Genomic DNA, 17,854 nt, shown 5'->3' with positions numbered 1-17,854 from the left:
CTTAGTACGTTTTTATCGGGATGATCATCAAAGGAGTGGTGCAGGATTTGATCACCGGCCCGGCCTCTGAGCCGATAAAAAGGGAGGAGAAAAAGCCACGCTGTCTGCGGCCCATAACGAGCAGGTCAACGTTTCTTCCTGTAGCATATTGAAGCAATTCTTTTGCTACGTCTCCGGGAGCCAACAGATCAAGCTCTACTGGAAAGCCAGGAAAGCCCGTTTTAAGGATTTCCTCCATCAGTTCAACCTCTTTGCTTTCTTCCCGGTCCGCGTCTGCGTCTTTTACGTGGACTAACCGGACGTTAGCATCGAGTGGCTTTCGGAGGAAATTGATTTTTTCTATCATTTCCTTGAGCGGCTGAACGTATTCAAAGGCAACGGACATTTCGTTGATCTCCGGAATGCCATAGTCGCACGGAATTAGAAACACCGGGCATGTTGCCCCCAGGGCAACGGTTTGTGCCACGGACCCGAATAAAGGGCTCACCGTAGAGGTGCCGCCCGAACCAGTTCCTCCCATCACGATCAGCGCGGTATCGTTCTCCTCGCTCGCTTTTAAAATGGAGGCAGCGGGGGCACCCACCATTTCGCTAATCTCCAATGCAGGCACCTGGCCAATGCCGGGTACCCGCTCACTAAAATAGGAAGGGCTGAGATTGAAGCGGATGAACTCCTCCACTTTATGCATCGCTTCCGTTCGTGCGGCAAGGTTCCCCCGCTTTTCGATGAGCGCATCCGTATTTCCGTAGCCATCATGAACATGAATGACTGCCAGGTCATAACCCGTCACGATGGCGAGGTAATTAGCATACTGGAGAGCGGAAACGGAGGTAGAAGAAAAATCCGTGGGTACAATTATTCTGGCCATATTCTGGGGTGTTTGATTGTTCCAAAGATGGTGTAAGCGGAGCCCTCGCTAAATGATATTTGTCAGCATAGACCATGATGTTTTTGGGCGCTCACCGCAGGTGCAGGGGAGGGTGGAGGGGCTTGCGTTTTCCCCCTGAAGTTGTTGCCGGCTTATGAGGCTGCAAGCTTTTCTCAGCGAACCCGGAGAGCCTGGCAGCCCAGTACCTGTCATGCTGCGCTGCTGCCTTTAGCGGGCAACCTGCTGCTACAACCTCCCCTAGCACCTGCGTCCGCGCCACATAAGCCTTCCGTCACTCGGAGTGTAATTCCTCGACCGGGCCAGATTCCCACCCATCGTAAATCCCTCGAACAAAGTTTATTTCCAAAACTAAGTAGGTTCCCTTCCCTCTCATTATCTTGCGGCCATACCGAATTGTCCGTTCATGAGCACTCCAAGCATCAACCGTTTCAAGAAAATCCTCGTCGCTAACCGGGGAGAAATCGCCATTCGTATTCTGCGGGCGGCTTCCGAGCTGAAACTCAGGACGGTAGCGATTTACACCTACGAAGACCGCTACAGCCTGCACCGCTATAAGGCGGATGAGAGCTACCAGATTGGCCCGGACGATGAGCCGCTGCGCCCCTACATCGACATCAAGGCCATCATCAAACTGGCCAAAGAGCAGGGCGTTGATGCCATTCACCCTGGCTACGGCTTCCTGTCGGAGAACGTAGATTTTGCCCGCGCCTGCCGCGAGGCGGGCATCGCCTTCGTCGGCCCGGCGCCGGAGAGTATGGATCAGCTCGGCGACAAAGTCGCCGCCAAAGAGCTCGCCCGCCGCGTCGGGGTGCCGCTGATTCAGGACAGCGATAAGGACATTTCCGATCCAGAAGTGGCAGCCACCGAAGCCAATCGCATCGGCTACCCCGTCATCATCAAAGCCGCCAGCGGCGGCGGTGGCCGGGGCATGCGGGTAGTCCGCAACGAAAAAGATCTCCGCGTTGAGGTAGTCGATGCGGCCAGCGAAGCCGAAAAGGCCTTTGGCGACGGAACGATCTTCCTCGAAAAATTCATCGAGAACCCCCGCCACATCGAAGTGCAGCTGCTGGGCGACCACTACGGTAACCTCGTCCACCTCTACGAACGCGATTGCTCCGTGCAGCGCCGGTTCCAGAAGGTAGTGGAAGTCGCACCGGCCGCTAACCTCAAACAGGAGGTAAAAGATAAGCTCTACGAATACGCCCTACGCCTGGGCAAAGAAGTAGGCTACTACTGCGCCGGTACGGTGGAGTTCCTGGTGGATGCTGACGACTCCATCTACTTCATTGAGGTGAACCCCCGCATCCAGGTGGAGCATACCATCACCGAAGAGGTGACGGGCATCGATCTGGTGCGGACCCAATTCCTCGTCACCATGGGCTACCCCCTGGAGCACGAGACGATCTTTATCCGTGACCAATCCGATGTCAGCACCAACGGCTTCGCCATTCAGTGCCGGGTAACAACCGAAGACCCGGAGAACGACTTCAAACCTGATTACGGTACGCTGATCGCCTACCGTTCCGCCAGCGGCATGGGCATCCGCCTCGATGCGGGCTCGGCCTTCCCCGGTGCGGTCATCAGTCCGTACTTCGATAGTCTGCTGGTGAAGGTCAGTGGTAGTGGTCGCACGATGGAAGGCGCGGCCGACCGCCTGCACCGTGCCCTGCGTGAATTCCGTGTCCGTGGAGTGAAGACCAACATCGGCTTCCTGCTCAACCTGCTGGAGAACGACGACTTCAAGAAAGGCAAGGCAACGGTCCGCTTCATTCCGGAACATCCTGAGCTGATGAAGCCCCATAACTTCCGCGACCGGGGCACGAAGATGCTCGGTTACCTGGCCGATACCATCGTAAATGGTAATAAGGACGTTAAGAACCCGGATAAGGACCGCTCCTTCCTGAAACCCATCGTGCCGGCCTTTGATGAGTTTGCCACGCTGCCCAATGGTAGCCGCGACCGGCTGAAGGAACTGGGCCGCGACGGATTCGTCGATTGGCTCAAGGCCGAAAAGAAAATCCAGTATACCGACACCACTTTCCGGGATGCCCACCAGAGTCTGCTGGCCACCCGGATGCGGATGATTGATATGCTCAACGTGAGCAAGAGCTACGCGATGAACCAACCGGCGGACCTCTTCAGTATGGAAGTCTGGGGTGGCGCAACCTTCGACGTGGCCATGCGCTTCCTCAAAGCCGACCCCTGGCGGCGGTTACGCAAGCTGCGTACGGCCATCCCGAACACCATCTTCCAGATGTTGCTGCGCGGCAGCAACGGAGTAGGGTATAAGGCCTACCCGGATAACCTGATCGTAAAGTTCATCGAGGAAGCAGCCCGCGGCTTTGAGCAATACGATGAGGAGGGTAAGGTGACGGGCCATACCGGAGGCATCGATCTCTTCCGCATCTTCGACTCCCTCAACTGGGTGAAGAACATGGAAGTGAGCATTAAAACGGTCCGCGAAAACACCGACAGTCTGGCCGAGGCCTGTATCTGTTACTCCGGAGACATCACGGACCCCAAGAAGACCAAGTTCAACCTGAACTACTACATCAGGCTGGCGAAGCAGCTGGAAGACGCCGGTGCGCACATTCTTTGTATAAAGGATATGGCCGGTCTGCTGAAGCCCCTGGCCGCCACGGAGCTGGTGCAGGCGCTGAAGGAGAATACGAATCTGCCGATCCACCTGCACACCCACGACACGAGTGGTATCCAGAGTGCTACCTATCTGCGGGCCATTGAGGCGGGCGTCGACGTGGTCGACGTGGCCATCAACAGCCTCTCGGGGCTGACGAGCCAGCCCGGCTACAACTCCATCGCCGCCATGATGCAGGGCCACGAGCGGGAAAACCCGGTCAACCTGCCACTACTAAACCAGTACGCTGATTACTGGGAGACCGTACGGACCTACTACTATCCCTTCGAGACGGAGCTTCGGGCCGGAACTGCTACCATCTACGATACGGAGATTCCCGGTGGCCAATACTCTAACCTGCGGCCGCAGGCGCGGGGGCTGGGGCTGGAGGATCAGTTCCCCACCATTCGCGACAATTACTCAGCGGCTAATGACCTCTTTGGCGGCCTGATTAAGGTGACCCCCTCGAGCAAAGTCGTAGGCGATATGGCCATGTTCATGACCAGCAACGACCTAACGGCGGAGGACGTTATGCGACGGGGAGCGAAGCTCGACTTCCCCGACAGCGTCAAGAACCTGATGCGCGGTAATCTGGGCCAAATTGAGGGTGGCTTCAACGCCGATATCCAGAAGCTCGTGCTGAAGGACGAAAAGCCATTTACGGATCGCCCCAATGCTCATCTGGAGCCCATTGATTGGGACGAAGCAGAAAAGGAATACATCAAACAGTTCGGTCGCAAGCCGGACACAAAGGCGCTACTGGCTCACCTCCTTTACCCCAAGGTGTACGAAGACTTTAACGCACACCGCGAGGAGTTTGGTGAAGTGGCTAACCTGCCCACCCACGCTTTCTTCTATGGCCTGAAGCCAAATGAAGAAGTGTTGGTCCGCTTGGGTATGGGTAAGACCATCACCATCAAATACCTCAATATGACCGAGGCGGATGCCCAGGGCAACCGACTGGTCTTCTTCAGCCTCAACGGACAGACCCGTAGCGTTACCGTAAGGGACCGTACTTCCGGTAAGGAGGTGGTGCGCAACGTCAAAGCCGTTGGCGAAGGCCAGGTGGGTAGCCCGCTGATGGGTAACCTCAGCCGTATCCTCGTTAAAGTCGGCGACGTGGTAAAAGCCGGAGATCCACTCTTCGTCATCGAAGCCATGAAGATGGAGTCCACCATCACCAGCCCCATTGACGGAGAGGTGCAAAGCCTTGCCCTGAAGGAGAAAACACTGGTAGAAACAGATGATCTGGTGGTAACGGTGGGATAACCGACCGACGCTTTTTCCAAATGCAAACGGCGGCGAGCTCCCTCCGCGTGCGAGTTGACTGAAGTATGGCAAGCCGCTAACCAGGAAGGCTTCGTTTATGGAGAATGCCCTAGGAATTGGCGTAGGCACTGAGACGTTCGTTAAAAGCGCTGATGAACACTCCGTTGCATGCGGCGTGGCCTATCCCATGCGGTAGCTACTACCAGACTACCTTCGCCCAGCCGCGAAGCGGCGTGCCCTTCTCGTGCGGTAGCTACTACCAGACTACCAGACTACAATACTACCTTCGCCCAGCCGCGAAGCGGCGTGCCCTCTTCGTGCGGTAGCTACTACCAGACTACCAGACTACAATACTACCTTCGCCCAGCCGCGAAGCGGCGTGCCCTTCCTCGTGCGGTAGCTACTACCAGACTACCAAACTACCAGACTACCTTCGCCCAGCCGCGAAGCGGCGTGCCCTTCCTCGTGCGGTAGCTACTACCAAACTACCATTACCACCAAACTACCATACTAAAATGAAGCCCACCTCCGCCTACCTCAACGACCGCTCCACCTTTACCTACGAGCTGAAAATCAGGATCAATTCCAGAAATTACCTGGAGCGAATCATCGCTTTTGAGAAGGCCTTTCTGGTGTTGGGCGAGGCTTCCGGATTATTTGTGGCGGTACCCTTCAAAACGGAGGTCTACCTTAATATGGAGCCCTTGCTGGAGAAGTACGAAAAGGAGCGTTTCCTGAGTATGGAGCAGCGAAAGACCGAAGCGGTAACCCTGCTGAACTTTGAAGAGTCAAAGTATTTCCGCAACCGGGTAGCCTTCGTTGGCCTCGACCTGCGGGGAGCAGAGCTGGAAGATGGCATTCCCGTAGCCCCGGTGGATACCACCGACTCGCTGGAGTTACGGTCCGCAGCGAAAATGATGCAGCTCGTTACCGTCGCCGGACCACTCTACGAAGACCTGATGGATGAATTCTATTGGGAAGAATACCTGACGGTCCGCGTAAAATCTCACGCAAATATCTGGTTGGAAGAAATTGTGGAAGAAGGTGTCGTACGGGATAACCGTGCCGTCGCCGAAAAAATGGTACCGGTACTTAACGGCTTTCTGCAAGAACTACGGACACTGGCGGAGGCAGAGAACGGGAGTTTGGCTCTCATCGATGCAGGCTCTGAGTTAGTAACGGAAGCCGGAGTTCTACTGGGCGGGAAGATCATTGTGGAGTAGGCCCGGTCAACGTTTTCTCAGAAAGCGAGCGGTGGTGAGGTCCCTCCGGGAGCGAATTGACTGACGTATGCGGGCTATAATTTTTATGTTGGCCGGTGATTTCTGTGAAAGCGACAGCAGGTAAACGGGCCCCTGCGGGGCAATTGACACAGAATGCACATAGACACAAAGAACACATAAGAGTCTTCCTTTCTGCCCGTGGAACTTAGGAGTAACTACTACCGCCGGATCGAAACTGCCTCCGATAGCAAGATGAAGAACACTTGCGGGCTTGTTGCCTTTACCCCGGGGCCAGCCATTTGTGTCTCTTCTATAGGCTTATTCTCACTGCTTCAGAAACCGGACAACACCCCGGGAAGTCCGAAGCCAGTATTGTCCGGGAGCCAGGGGACTTACGTCCAGCCCGCCATCGGCTTGTTGGCGCAGAGAATGGGAACGCCCCCAGAGGTCAAATACGGGCCCTTGATGATCACCCGCGAAGTACAGTTGATGAACGGCGGGGTTTGGCCAGCAGCCTGCCTCGTTTGCCGGCGTATTCAGGCTAATGATGGAGCTGAATTGATAAGTGCCATCAAAATCTACCTGCCGAAGGCGATACAGATTACCGCCAGCTGGGGAGGCTTTATCCACAAAGCGGTATTCTTTGATCGGGCCAGTGCTTGTTTGGGGAGCATCAACCCGCCCGATGGCCCGAAAGGGCAGGTTGTCATGGCTGCGTTCCACCACAAAGTGATCGTGATGGCTTTCAGCGCTGGTTTGCCAAAGGAGCTCGTTTTTACCCTTGTCGAGCGGATGACCCGCAAAGTGGGTCAGTTGCACGGGCAGCGAGGCATCAACGGTTAGGAAATAGCGAAATTGCGCAATGTCTTCCCGACCGTTTTCTTCTATCGCTCTTACGGTGATGAGATAATCGTAATTGCCTTCTGCTACGGGGGCATTCCTGAAGTTACTCATGGAGGAGGTGCCGCCGGCAGGCAGTGGTGTAGTCACGGGCGCGAAGAGCAATTCACCGGCCTGATCCGTGGCCCGCACTTCGGTGAAGGTAGCCAGTCCGTCGTTTTCCCACTCAAAATAGAAGCCGTACAGCGCGCCCGGGGCAAGGGTCAGGTTCTGGTTCCCGTCCAGCGCCGAGCAGTCAGGGTCCGGCAGGTTTTTATCGCAGTCGCCGCTGGGCTCCGGCCCGACGCCGGCGGCGAGTAAGTTAATGCTGATGCCCTGGCCGGATAAAGAGCCAGAAGGGGCGAGCACGCAGGTGCAAAGGAGGGTTAAGAAGCAAAGGCGGTGGAGGTAGTTAGTGCGGTTCATGGTTTTCTGTTGTTGGAGTTGAGGTGGGTTTAGGGGCAGGTTTAGGCAGGGTGAACGCGTAGCCGATGTTGGCCCGTTGCTCCCGGAAGCCAAAGCCACTGTTGCTGCTGCGTTCCAGCCAGGAGAAGCCAAGGTTCAGGCTGTGTTGCTTGCTTACACGCCAGCTCAATTGCCCGCGCAGTGCATTGCTGAATCCGTCGGATTGCCCGTCTACCGTGTTTTGGTTAAAGGTGTTGGTGAGGTCCAGCTGCCAGCGACTTTTGCCGAATTGCTGGCGCCAGCTCAGCGTTCCGCCCAGCCCCTGAGTCTGCTGGCCACGCACATCCACCGCAGTGTAGTTCGTGCCCGCCGTAAAGGTGGTCTGTGCATTCGCCAGCCGGAGAGAATAGCTCAGTCCGCCGTAGCGGGTCGTCAGGGCATCAAAGCCTTCGCTGAGTGGGTTGTCATTATCCGTCCGTTGGTAGTTCGCCGTGGCGGTGAAGGTGCCCAGCGGGCGCCCTTTACCCCCGCGGCCGGCGGAAGACCAGCTGCCGCCCAACTGCCGCGTGGTGGCGGCAATCCGGAGGGTGTCGTTCAGGATCACCACCGCGCTGGGGCGATGGTCTTGTGAGTAGTTAGCCAGGTTCAGGTTGAGGCTGTTGCGGGCGCCCGCCCGCAAGGACAAGATCAACGACCCAATCAACCGACGGCTCGTTTCCGCCCGCTGCCCGTTCAGGTTATTGCGTTGTACCCCCAGGCTACTCATCAGGCGCAGGCGCTGTTTAAAGAGCCCAAAGCCCAGTCGGCCCCGGATGTTTTCCCAGTCTCCGTTCAGGAAGTAAGTGCCCATACTTTCAAAGCCGGGGTCAATCCTTTCGTAGTCCGCTCCCAGGCTGAAGCCTTTGTTGCGGTAGCTGGCTCCACTCCGGATGGCCAGCCCGGTCTGGGCCGAAAACCTGGGCGTGAAGAGAAAGTCAAGCGCCCTGGCGGTGGGGTAGTCCTCCAGCGGCAGTTCCTCGCTGTCCACGTTGCGGTTCAGCCCGCTGGCGGCGACCTCTGCGCTCAGGTTCAGGTGGCTGCCGATGCGTTGTTTCCATTCCAGACCCACCACTACGTTTTCGGCCGGAGTCGGCAGCCGGGCGTTGGCGGGCAGGTTGATGTTGGCCTCCCGGTCTTCCGCCCGGAAGTAGACCAGGTCGAGGTAACTTTCGTCGCTGCCCCAACCCAGTCGGCCACCGTAAGCAAAGCGGTTGTACAGTGGCTGTCCGAAGAGCAGGTCAATGTTCTCGTTCGCTTCCCGGACTCCCTGCCGCAGGCGACCGTACATAGCTGCCACCCGCAGTTTGCCGGGGTGGAGCTCCAGCCCGGCCCCCAGAAAGGTGTGGTTGTTGAGACTGAATCGACTCAGCCGCATATTCCGGTAGCCGGCATGGAGGGTCGCCCATTTGTACTGCGGGCTCATCCCGAATTGGCGGTACACAGGAAACTGTAAACTGGGGCGCATCCGGCCCACCGCAAAACTGATCGGAATATTGAAGGTCTCGTAAATGGCCAGGTTGAGCCGCCCGCTGGCGTTGAACTGGAAGGGCGCTGCCCGGGCGTTGAGCCCGGAGACCTGGTAATACTGACCGCCGAAGCGCATTCCTCCGGTAACCGTTATGGGCCGGGCCTGGGTGATTTTTTCCAAATCCTGGCTACTGCCGGGGAGGGCGAGGAAGACAAGGATTAGCAGGCAGGCCCACTTTTTAAGGGATGTTTTAGCGAAGGCGTCTCTGCGGAATTTGTCTGACATCGGACCTTATTTAGCGGGTGGAAGAATGGCACTGAGAGGGCTACGGCTCCCGTCCGTAAACAATACTTTCAGGGCGTAGAATTGATGGGTATCGGGCAACAACCATTCTGTCGTTTCGGGCGGGAGCTGATGGGCGGGCCGCAGCCGTTGGGCGGAAGGGCCGGCAAAAAGCTGATAGCCGGCAATCTCCGCCACGGGGCCGGGAAGCTGCCACCGCATGGCTTCCTGTTCCTTCCCTTGCACCTGCGTCCGCGCCAGTTGCTGCACTCCTTTTCTGGAAGTCGGCAGGCCTGATTGAACGGATATCGGGCGGGAAGCCCCGAATAAACCCACCTCATCCTCGGCTCTGATCGAGTACCTGTAGACCGTTCGGGTACGTACGCTCGTGTCCTGAAAAATGCTGTCCCGTGCACCGATGACCGCAATGGGCTGCTCGGGCTGTTCTCCCTCCGCACGCCAAACCGTCTGGCGAACAACGTCCGGACTTTCACTCGGTCGGATGGTAAGCAAGATGCTTGTTCCCCGGGCGGAATAGCCGCTAATGCCCGGCGCGGCCGGCGCGATCTTGTCTGGCCGCCGCAATTCCAGTATCTCCGAATATTCGCTGGGGTTATAGTGGCGGTCAACCGCCACGATGCGGTAGAGCACCGTCTCGTTAAGGACCTTCAGGCTCGTAGAGTCAAAGAAGAAGTTGCGATGTTGGACCTCCTTACTGATCTGTAAAAATTCCCGGTTGCGGGCGTGACTTCGGTAAACCCGATAGCCCAACAGATCGGGCTCCGTGCCGGCCTCCCACAACAGGAACACCCGCCCGGCTGTGTCGATTCTGCCGGTAAGACCGAGAGGCGTGGCCGGTGGCGTTTTGTCCCAGCGCTGGACAAAGTTTACGGGGCTGCGGGCTGCGTTTCCGGCCTGGTCTACGGCTTCTACAGCGTAGTAGTTGTTGCGGTCGGCGAAGGGCGAGTTATCCGTCCAGGAGCTAGTGCCCGGAGGCAACAGATCCGTCGTGATGACTTCCAGTTTGCCCCGCAGCGAAAGCCCCCGCAGGAGCCGGTAGCCGGCCAGATCCTCCGGCATTTCATCCGGGATGGTCCACTGTAGTTGGTTGCGGCCATCGCGCAGGTCTTTGCCGTTGATGCTGAAGGGGGCCGGCGGCGGTGTTTGGTCTTTGCCGCTGGCCTTGACGGCTTCACCCGCCGGGCAGGTTTCTCCGAAAGAGTTGATGCCCCGCAGGCGGTAGTACCGCTCCTGCCCGTTGTTTTCGAGTTTTACTTCGTGCTCGAAATAACTCCCGGCGGGCTCGGGCATGAAGGGCAGACCCGATGGCTCGGTCCATTGCTGCCCATCGTCGGATACCTCCAGGCGGTAAGCCACAAAGCTCGGGCCGTTGATGGCCTGGGGCCAGCGGAGGAGGATCTTGCCGTCGCCCGGCTCAATGGATAGTTGGTGAACGGGGCCGGCATAGAAGTTAGCATCGGAGCGAAGCCGCAGAGGCACTGTTCTCCGCTGGTCGGGTGCGGGCAGCCGAAGCCGGTACTCGTAGGTATATCCCGGTTCTACGGTGCGGTCCACGAAGCGCCAGCCCAGAACGTCGGCGGCAGCGGTACTCAGGTCCGCATTCACCAGCGCCAGAAACAGGCGCTGGCTTTGCTCTTCATGGATATCTTTGACGCGGCCCATCGCGCCTTGTTGTGTGCCGGGTTCTGCGGCTCCGTACAGGGCTTCTGCGGTGGCGACTACGTGGACATTGCTGGTGTCGGCAAAGCTCATAATGTCTTCCAAAGACATGGCCATGCGCCGCTCGCCGGGCAACAGGGCGAAGCCCTTGCCGGTGCCGATGCGCCGGCGCTCGATGAGTACGCCCTGCTGCCGCAGTAAGGTCCAGGCGGCAAAGGATTCCGGTGCCCAGCGTAAGACGATACTGTCTCCGTGGGGGCGGGCAATGAGGCGGATTTCGGTAAGGCTGTCCGTTGCCGTTTCAGCAAGGGTGTTTTGCGCCGCAGCGCAGGTGCAAAGTGCGGACACAAACAGCAGGGGGAGTAACAGGGAGCGAATCATTTCTGAGGGGTTTGGTGGTTGACGGCAGGCAGGTTAAAGAAGATGGGCTTGGATCCCAGAATGAAGCTGTATTCCCCGGGCGGACGGACGGGGTAGGGGAAGTACGTGTAGGTATTCGCCCCGATGGGTTTGTCGAGGTAACTCCTGATTTGCCGGTAATAGAAATGATAGAAAGATCGTCCGCCGCTGAGCGTGTTTCCGGTCAGGTCCCCCAGGTGAGCAGGGTCGCAGTTATTGCAGGTCACGTTACAATCCGTGAGCGTATGCTCGGGGAAAACAGAACCATCCGGAGCGAATCGATCGCGTAGTTCCTCGATGCCTTCAGCCAGCGCTTTGCGCATTTGCACGTAGTCCTGAAAGGTGACCCATTCGGTATAATCAATGAGGGCTACTTCGTAGTCTTGTTGGGCGGGTAGTACGTTTTGTCCGGGAGAAGCATCCAGGGTTATTTCCCCGATTCCTCCCATCGGATCAATGGGCTGTACCGCATTGATCTGAGCCTGGGACAGTATTTTTCGGTTATCCGTTACGCCGCTACCGCCAAGCCCGTGGCTGTTGGGCCCCCACTGAGCAAATTCTACCGTTGGCTTTTCGTAATCGTAGAAATTGTCCGGTGTTGCGAATCGCCGCTGAAAGGCATTGCGGCCAAAAGGCTTAACGGACCCAAAACGGGTCTCGCTGTTCATCACGGAATAAGCGTAGCCACCAAACTGGAGATAGTCCTGCCACATGAAGGAGCCTTCCTCGTGCAGCGGCGCATGATCTCCTCCTCCCGGCCGTACGGAGCTGCCAATCTCCTGTCCTTCCACCGCCAGAAAGTTCTCCGTACACCAGCCATAATCACTCTGGAAGGGGCGATCGAACAAACCACCGTCGTTCCCTGGTGACTTGTCATAAAAGACGTGTTGGCGCCATTGCGACTGGGCTCCGGATATATCTACCGCCGGATAGAATTTCTTATCAAAGTCTTTATGCGGCAGGTGTTGTTCACCGTCCCAAACGGTAAAGGACTGTTCTCGGTACTGGGTTTCGTAGCGGTCAAAAGGTTCCTTGCTTCGAATAATAACGTAGGGCAGGTGGATGGATTCCTTTACCTCTTCGAAATTATCGTCGGTTAAGATGGCCGTCGTGTATGTTCGGTTCTGCAGCCCTACGGGCGAATTGACTTCACTGATTTTTTGTTGCAGCGTGTTGAAGTCAGAGGTGCGGAAATACCAGGTCTGTTGATTTTTGGGCCAAAGGCTTTTTTCAACGGTCGCGGAAGTTCTTCCCCGGCTTTTCAACTCCCGGCTTTCCCGCTCCAGGGTGCCATTGCTTCCGCCGGGCTCCTGGAAGATGGTCGGGCCGCCAATGCCCGGCCCGTCATCATCGTTGCCTCCATTTCCCATAAGCCCCATCTCCGGTTCAAAGGGCGGGTCAGGCCCCGGAGGGAGCTGCTCAATGGCCAAGGTGGCCGTCTGACTTATTCCGTTGGTTTGCTGCTGTTGGTTGCCCGCAAACTGATAGCCGTTATTACTATTTGGTGGGAAGCCAGGCTGGCCCTGATTGACAAAGCTTATCTGGAGGTTGCCAATTATGCCTCCGTCATCATCATCATCATCGTCGTCGTTGCCGGGGGTAACCGCTACAAGCCCCATCTCCGGAGGAGTATAGAGGTTGAGGTTCACTAACGCTACTTCAGTGTTGGCCTCCTCCGTCCCGGCTGGTGGGTAATAGAGCCGCAGCAAGTCAGCTTTGTAAATGGTGTTCGGAGCAAAACCATTGGCGGGCATATTGAAAGAAATCCCTTCATCGGGGTCAGTAGAGGTTACGGCGGCATCCCGGCTCATTCCACTGGCCAGACTGGTAAACCGGACGACGTACTCAAAGCTGCCGTCGGGGTCCAACTTGTCGTTTTGGTCGGGTTTATTCCGGAAGAGATGAGGAGACTGCGTCGTCCCGAAATCAATGCGCCCGGTCGGATGATCGCCAGGGGTGAAGTATAGCTGTCGGCGGAAGGGGACCGTGCTACTGATGCTTCCTTTCAACAGGCGGTCAGGGGCCGGTCCGGTTTTAAATTCGATGGTTTCGTCCTGCATCGGGAGGAAGAGTTTGTCTATCCCGCCATTGGGCCCTTGATAGCGCAGGCCCTGTACCCGGAGTTCTACCTTTACCCAGTGCTCGGGCGGCAACGCGCCCGGGTCAAAGATAGCCGCATAGCCCTCCGTGTCATAGCTAGCGTCCAGGTCCTGGTGCATCACCTGCCAGGCATCGCTCTTTTTCTTTCTGGTAGAAACCTTGCAGTATATTTTACGGTAGCCGTAGTAATTCACCTGTCCGTCGTCTTCCTCAATCTCCAAAGGATGGTTGGGGAAGTTGAAACTCGCCTGTGGGGCCGTGAAAATGCTCCGGCCGGTAGCCCCGTCATCGGGGTCAAGTTGCTCAACGATGGGGATTTCATCGAAAATACCTCCATCGCTGTTCCGACAGTCTACTTTTTCACCGAACTCAAAACTGACGTTCGTGTCGAATTTGATCAGTTTGCCCAGTGCACGACCGTGAAGGCGGGCGGTCCCCTTAATCCATATCGGGTTAGGGCCGGCAAAGTCGAGGCGGGCGGCAGCGTTTAACTCCAGAAACTTGAAGGTTCTCGTTTTACCAAACAAACGCCCCTTTACGCTACCGGCAATGTGCATATGCGCGTAGGCTTTTCCGTCGGCGTACCAACCATTGATCCCGAAGTCATCGGCATCACAAACGCCATCGAGGTCGCGCAGGGCCAGGTCAAAACCCCAGAGCCACCCCACTTCTAATTGGAATATTCTGGCGTTAAAATCCAGGTCCATGGAGCGGGCCATGCCAAAAGCGAAGCCCGTCTGGGTGGTGTTGGGCGGCAGGTTTTGCTGTGGCACCGATTTACCGTCTTCGGCAAAGGTTTGATTGACGACTGCCGGCACGCCCGGTTCCCCCTGCGGCCATACGTTACCCATCACGAAGTACAGGTTCTGCGTACTTTCCAGGGAAGCAAAGCCAAAGTCAATACCTGTCTTTATGCTTACCCGCGTGTCATCATCCTGTGGCTCCACGCCGTCGGTCCATTGTCCGAGCCAGAACCACCAGTCTACGCCACCGCCGGTGGAGAAGCCGGCGTAGAGCGGCGCGGAGACGTCGACGTCAACGGCTTTCGGGAGGCTGAAGTCCATCCCGCCTTCAACGGTCAGGGTAAATATCTGGTCATCAAAATCGAGCTTCAGTTCTCCGGTTCCGGAGATGAAGGCGCTGCTACGGTCGCTCATTGGCTGCACGACGTACACGCCGCCGCCGAGGGTGATCTCATCGACACTGAAATCTTCGCCGATGGTCATGGTGAATTCCAGGTCGGCATTGACGGCTCGCTGACTTCCGCTGATGCCCGTCACCAGCGTCATGCTGAACCCAAAGTTGCCTTCCGTAGGGGTGAAGGTCGCCGAGGAGCCCGGGTCGTCATTGCCCTGGGCCTGAGGGGCCAGGTTGTCGGGGTCGTAAGTAATGAATTGACCAATGTTACTCTCCCGCTCCATATTGCGCCAGAGACCTCCGCCAAAGCCATAGATGGAGAAAGGGGTAGACCCCAGTTGAATCCCCGGGTCGGGTAACATGAGCAGAGCATCCGTCATAAAGTAACGGTAGCCGCCGGGGGCACGGCCTACCTGGAGGCGGACGTCAAAGCCCGCCCCGATGTTAGCAATGTTCATGCCAATGGCCGCCGCGAATCCGTCGCCGTAAACATCGTCCCCATCATATACTTCCAGTTCACCGTAGAGCGACACCAGGTTGAGTTCCGCTTCAATGCTAACGGCATTGAGCTGGGTGTGGTCATAGATATATTGCCCATTCTCCCGCCGACCAAAGATGGTAAATACTGTATTGCCATCGAAGCCATTAGCGGAATTGGTAAACTTTAACCCGAGGTCGAATTGAAGGCCAATGTCAATGTTATTGGGCGCCAGCTCCAGTACTACATCATTGAGCTGAAGCGGAATGTTTTGCATGCTGCCCTGGTTGACGTCTTCCAGATCCAGCCCGAACTGACCGCTGACGGAGGGGTTGTCCCCACCAACAATGTTGAAGTTCTGAAAATTGAACCCTGGCAGGCCAAACTGGCTGACGGAGAGTTCTTCCTCCTCTGCATCACCGCCCCAGCCCAGACTAATATTGCCGTGCAGATTAGTTTCCGGGACGAAACTGTTGCCCACTTTAGAAAAGCCAAGGGTGGAGTTTCCGGCCAACTCGATGTCGGCCAGCCACATATCTACCTCCAGTTCCTGCCCCAGTTCCAGGGCGAAAGTAAAGTCGTCGTCGTTGCCCAGAGGAGCGGTAAAGTTCACCTCGGTATCTCCAATCGGAAGTTTGATCCGCCCGTCAAAGCTGGCGGCGTAAAAACTGGAAGCCCTGATGTCCAGCTCAAGGCCATCTACGCCTAAGGCCCAACCACCCAGACTTCCTTCGTCGATGGATAGCAGCTCCCCGTTCAGGTTCAGCATCGTCCACAATCCCTGGGCGTCGAGCAAGAGATCTTCCGCAGCCAGGCTGATGTCAAAGCCTTCCGGAAATAATACGTCGAATGATGACAGATACAAACCCTGCCAGAGATCAGGCTGCCCGGCATCGGGATGGCTGGCCGGAAGGCTGAGGCCCGCGGGGTTTTCCATGCTGGAATGATCGTATACCCACTCCGTTTTACCGTAATTGAAGGAAAGATTCTCTCCGGCTTCCGCTACGGCGTTTTCGGGGGCGAGTTCAACACTGCCCATCCAGTTCTGGTAGTCCGTTACGGTGGCAATGATGCGGGCGGAGAAAGGGTTGCCCTCTGGCATAAGGTCTGCGGAAAAGCCCATCGTGAAATCCACCGCCAATTCTTCGATCCCGTTTTCATTCCATTGTAGCCGCGTGCCTTCTTCTCCTCCGGCAAAGGTCATGGATACGCCGGGGCTGAGGGTATAGGTGATGTCGTCAGCGAGCAAGAGGTCCATATCCTGCCCCAGGTCATTATCGTTCAGGCAGGCACCTTTCCCGATCAGCAGGAGCCGTCGGTTTCCTTGTGCTTCCGGGAGCTCTACTTTGGCGAACAGGTCAAGGCTGGCGCTTCCGGGGCTAAAATTCATCCCGGTGACGATCAGGTCCATTCCTTCACCGGCCATGCCCAGTGGTAAGTTGAGCGCCGGGCCCGGGGCTCCGCCCCCGGGTTCAATCCAGTTATTCCCCTGGGCTACCTGATCGGCCAGCTGCAATGCGGTGGCTTCGCTCAGGTTGTCCAGGTCCGGGTTGCCATTGCTAATGGCGGAGATGCTTACATTGTCTCCCACCACTTCATTACTCTGGTTTACCTCCAGACCGGTAAAACTTACGTTGACGAAGGTATTCAGACTCTCTACCAGAATCCGCCCGTTCCCCGCCAGCGGCGTTTGCCCGCCCGTGTTCAATATCAGGTCAAAACCAGCAACGGTAATCGTCTGCCCCGTGGTAAGTGTCGTCGGGTAGGGGATAGGGACCCCGGGCGGCTGATCTGCGCAGCCCTGCATGGCCAGCTGTTGGCCGGGGGAGTCGTTCTGAAATTGCCCGGGACCATCATTGTTAATTCCATTGCCCCCCTCGGTATTAGTGAAAACTGCATCGGTATTAAATACACTGAAGCCTTCCGAATAAAGGAATTGGTGCACTACGCTCTGCCCACCCTGGGCGAAGAGCAAGTTCCCTGCCGGATCGTAAGCCGTCACCTGAACGGCATAATGACGCCCGGGAGTCAGGGGAGGTAAAGCCAGGTCGTAAACCAGATTGGTGGCCATCAGATTGTCTACTTCGTAGAGCGGCCGGGTAGCAGATAGTAAGAAGGCATCGGATCGGTTATTGAGCCCTAGTTCATCCAGATCATAGAGCGCAAAGCGGTAATGGGTCTGGCCGGGAATCCCCGTTGCCGACCAGAGGAAGTTTAAGAACTGAGGCTCCTGAGCGGTGACAGACTCCTGGTCGAATGGCCAGATTATGAGCGGAGGCTCGTGCTGGCGGACGAAGAAAAGGTCGCAGCCAAAGTTATTACTGAGTGGCTCGTTGGTTGCAAAATCGCGCGCTTCCACACAGAGCGAATAACTACCCTCAGGGATGGTTTCGCTGGCGAACAGGCGATCAAAGTCGATACCTTCCAGCAAAATATCGTCTTGGGTGGGCGTGCCAAACAGCGCATTCAATTCCCGGTACGTTAGCGTGACCGTTTCACCAGGGCTGAGGGTAAGCGGAGAGAGTGGTTGGTATCCGGGACGAAAAGCTGCGCTGAGCCCCCGGTCCGAACTGAGGGTGGGGATGAGTTTCAGCTGCCGGACCTGCGTACCAATGTTGGTGGCAATGACCCGGATATCCGCGTCAAATTCCAGATAGGATTCCCAGTAGATTGGCGGAGGATTGGGGACAATCACGCTGAGGCGAATCTCCTGGGCGCTACCGCAGGTGCAAAGAACGGACCATAGGAGCAGGGTGAAGACCAGTTGTCTTCTTGGTTTCAGTGTCAGGTTCATGGGTTCGGAATAAAAGAGTGGGATAAGCCTCTGAATACATCTCTAAGCAGAGGTAATATCCTGGCTATCCGAGTCTTTCCCCCGGGACTATTTGCCCATTTACCGGGATTTTTGTCCCAGATCCCGGCACGATAGCCCCGGCGGTCAGAATGCACGAACTTTGCTGAAAACTAACTT

The 17,854-nt window shown here is 56.7% G+C and carries 7 protein-coding genes; 2 read left to right on the top strand and 5 right to left on the bottom strand.

Annotated elements, in window-relative coordinates; genetic code table 11:
• Window position 1: 1 nt before the first annotated feature.
• On the bottom strand, window positions 2–868 hold the full coding sequence (locus tag BM123_RS08480; RefSeq protein ID WP_090167269.1) for a universal stress protein: 867 nt from the start codon (window positions 866–868) through the stop codon (window positions 2–4).
• Window positions 869–1,292: 424 nt separating this feature from the next.
• On the opposite strand from BM123_RS08480, the gene BM123_RS08475 reads away from it, so the two are divergent.
• Both BM123_RS08475 and BM123_RS08470 read left to right on the top strand, forming a co-directional pair.
• Entirely contained in the window at window positions 1,293–4,793 is a 3,501-nt protein-coding gene (locus tag BM123_RS08475; protein WP_090167267.1) for a pyruvate carboxylase, read from the top strand.
• Between the two features lie 515 nt (window positions 4,794–5,308).
• Complete coding sequence (locus BM123_RS08470; protein ID WP_090167265.1) at window positions 5,309–6,016, top strand: hypothetical protein; 708 nt, start codon at window positions 5,309–5,311, stop codon at window positions 6,014–6,016.
• A gap of 324 nt (window positions 6,017–6,340) precedes the next feature.
• On the opposite strand, the gene BM123_RS08465 is transcribed toward BM123_RS08470, so the two are convergent.
• Genes BM123_RS08465 through BM123_RS08450 form a run of 4 tightly spaced genes read right to left on the bottom strand, consistent with a single transcriptional unit; the run spans window position 6,341 to window position 17,677 of the window.
• The gene (locus BM123_RS08465; protein WP_090167263.1) at window positions 6,341–7,321 is read right to left on the bottom strand and encodes a fibronectin type III domain-containing protein; all 981 of its coding nucleotides are present in this window, start codon (window positions 7,319–7,321) and stop codon (window positions 6,341–6,343) included.
• Window positions 7,308–9,092, bottom strand: coding sequence for a TonB-dependent receptor (locus BM123_RS08460; protein ID WP_090167261.1), 1,785 nt, complete (start codon window positions 9,090–9,092; stop codon window positions 7,308–7,310). The genes BM123_RS08465 and BM123_RS08460 overlap by 14 nt, the downstream gene beginning before the upstream one ends.
• Before the next feature lie 6 nt (window positions 9,093–9,098).
• On the bottom strand, window positions 9,099–11,150 hold the full coding sequence (locus BM123_RS24180; RefSeq protein ID WP_090167259.1) for a fibronectin type III domain-containing protein: 2,052 nt from the start codon (window positions 11,148–11,150) through the stop codon (window positions 9,099–9,101).
• The gene (locus tag BM123_RS08450) at window positions 11,147–17,677 is read right to left on the bottom strand and encodes a hypothetical protein (protein WP_090167257.1); all 6,531 of its coding nucleotides are present in this window, start codon (window positions 17,675–17,677) and stop codon (window positions 11,147–11,149) included. The genes BM123_RS24180 and BM123_RS08450 overlap by 4 nt, the downstream gene beginning before the upstream one ends.
• Between the last annotated feature and the right edge of the window lie 177 nt (window positions 17,678–17,854).

Source organism: Neolewinella agarilytica, assembly GCF_900110645.1.
Taxonomy (GTDB): Bacteria; Bacteroidota; Bacteroidia; order Chitinophagales; family Saprospiraceae; genus Neolewinella; species Neolewinella agarilytica.
Note: the sequence above shows the minus strand (reverse complement) of the source record. Positions and strands in the feature narration are given on the sequence as shown.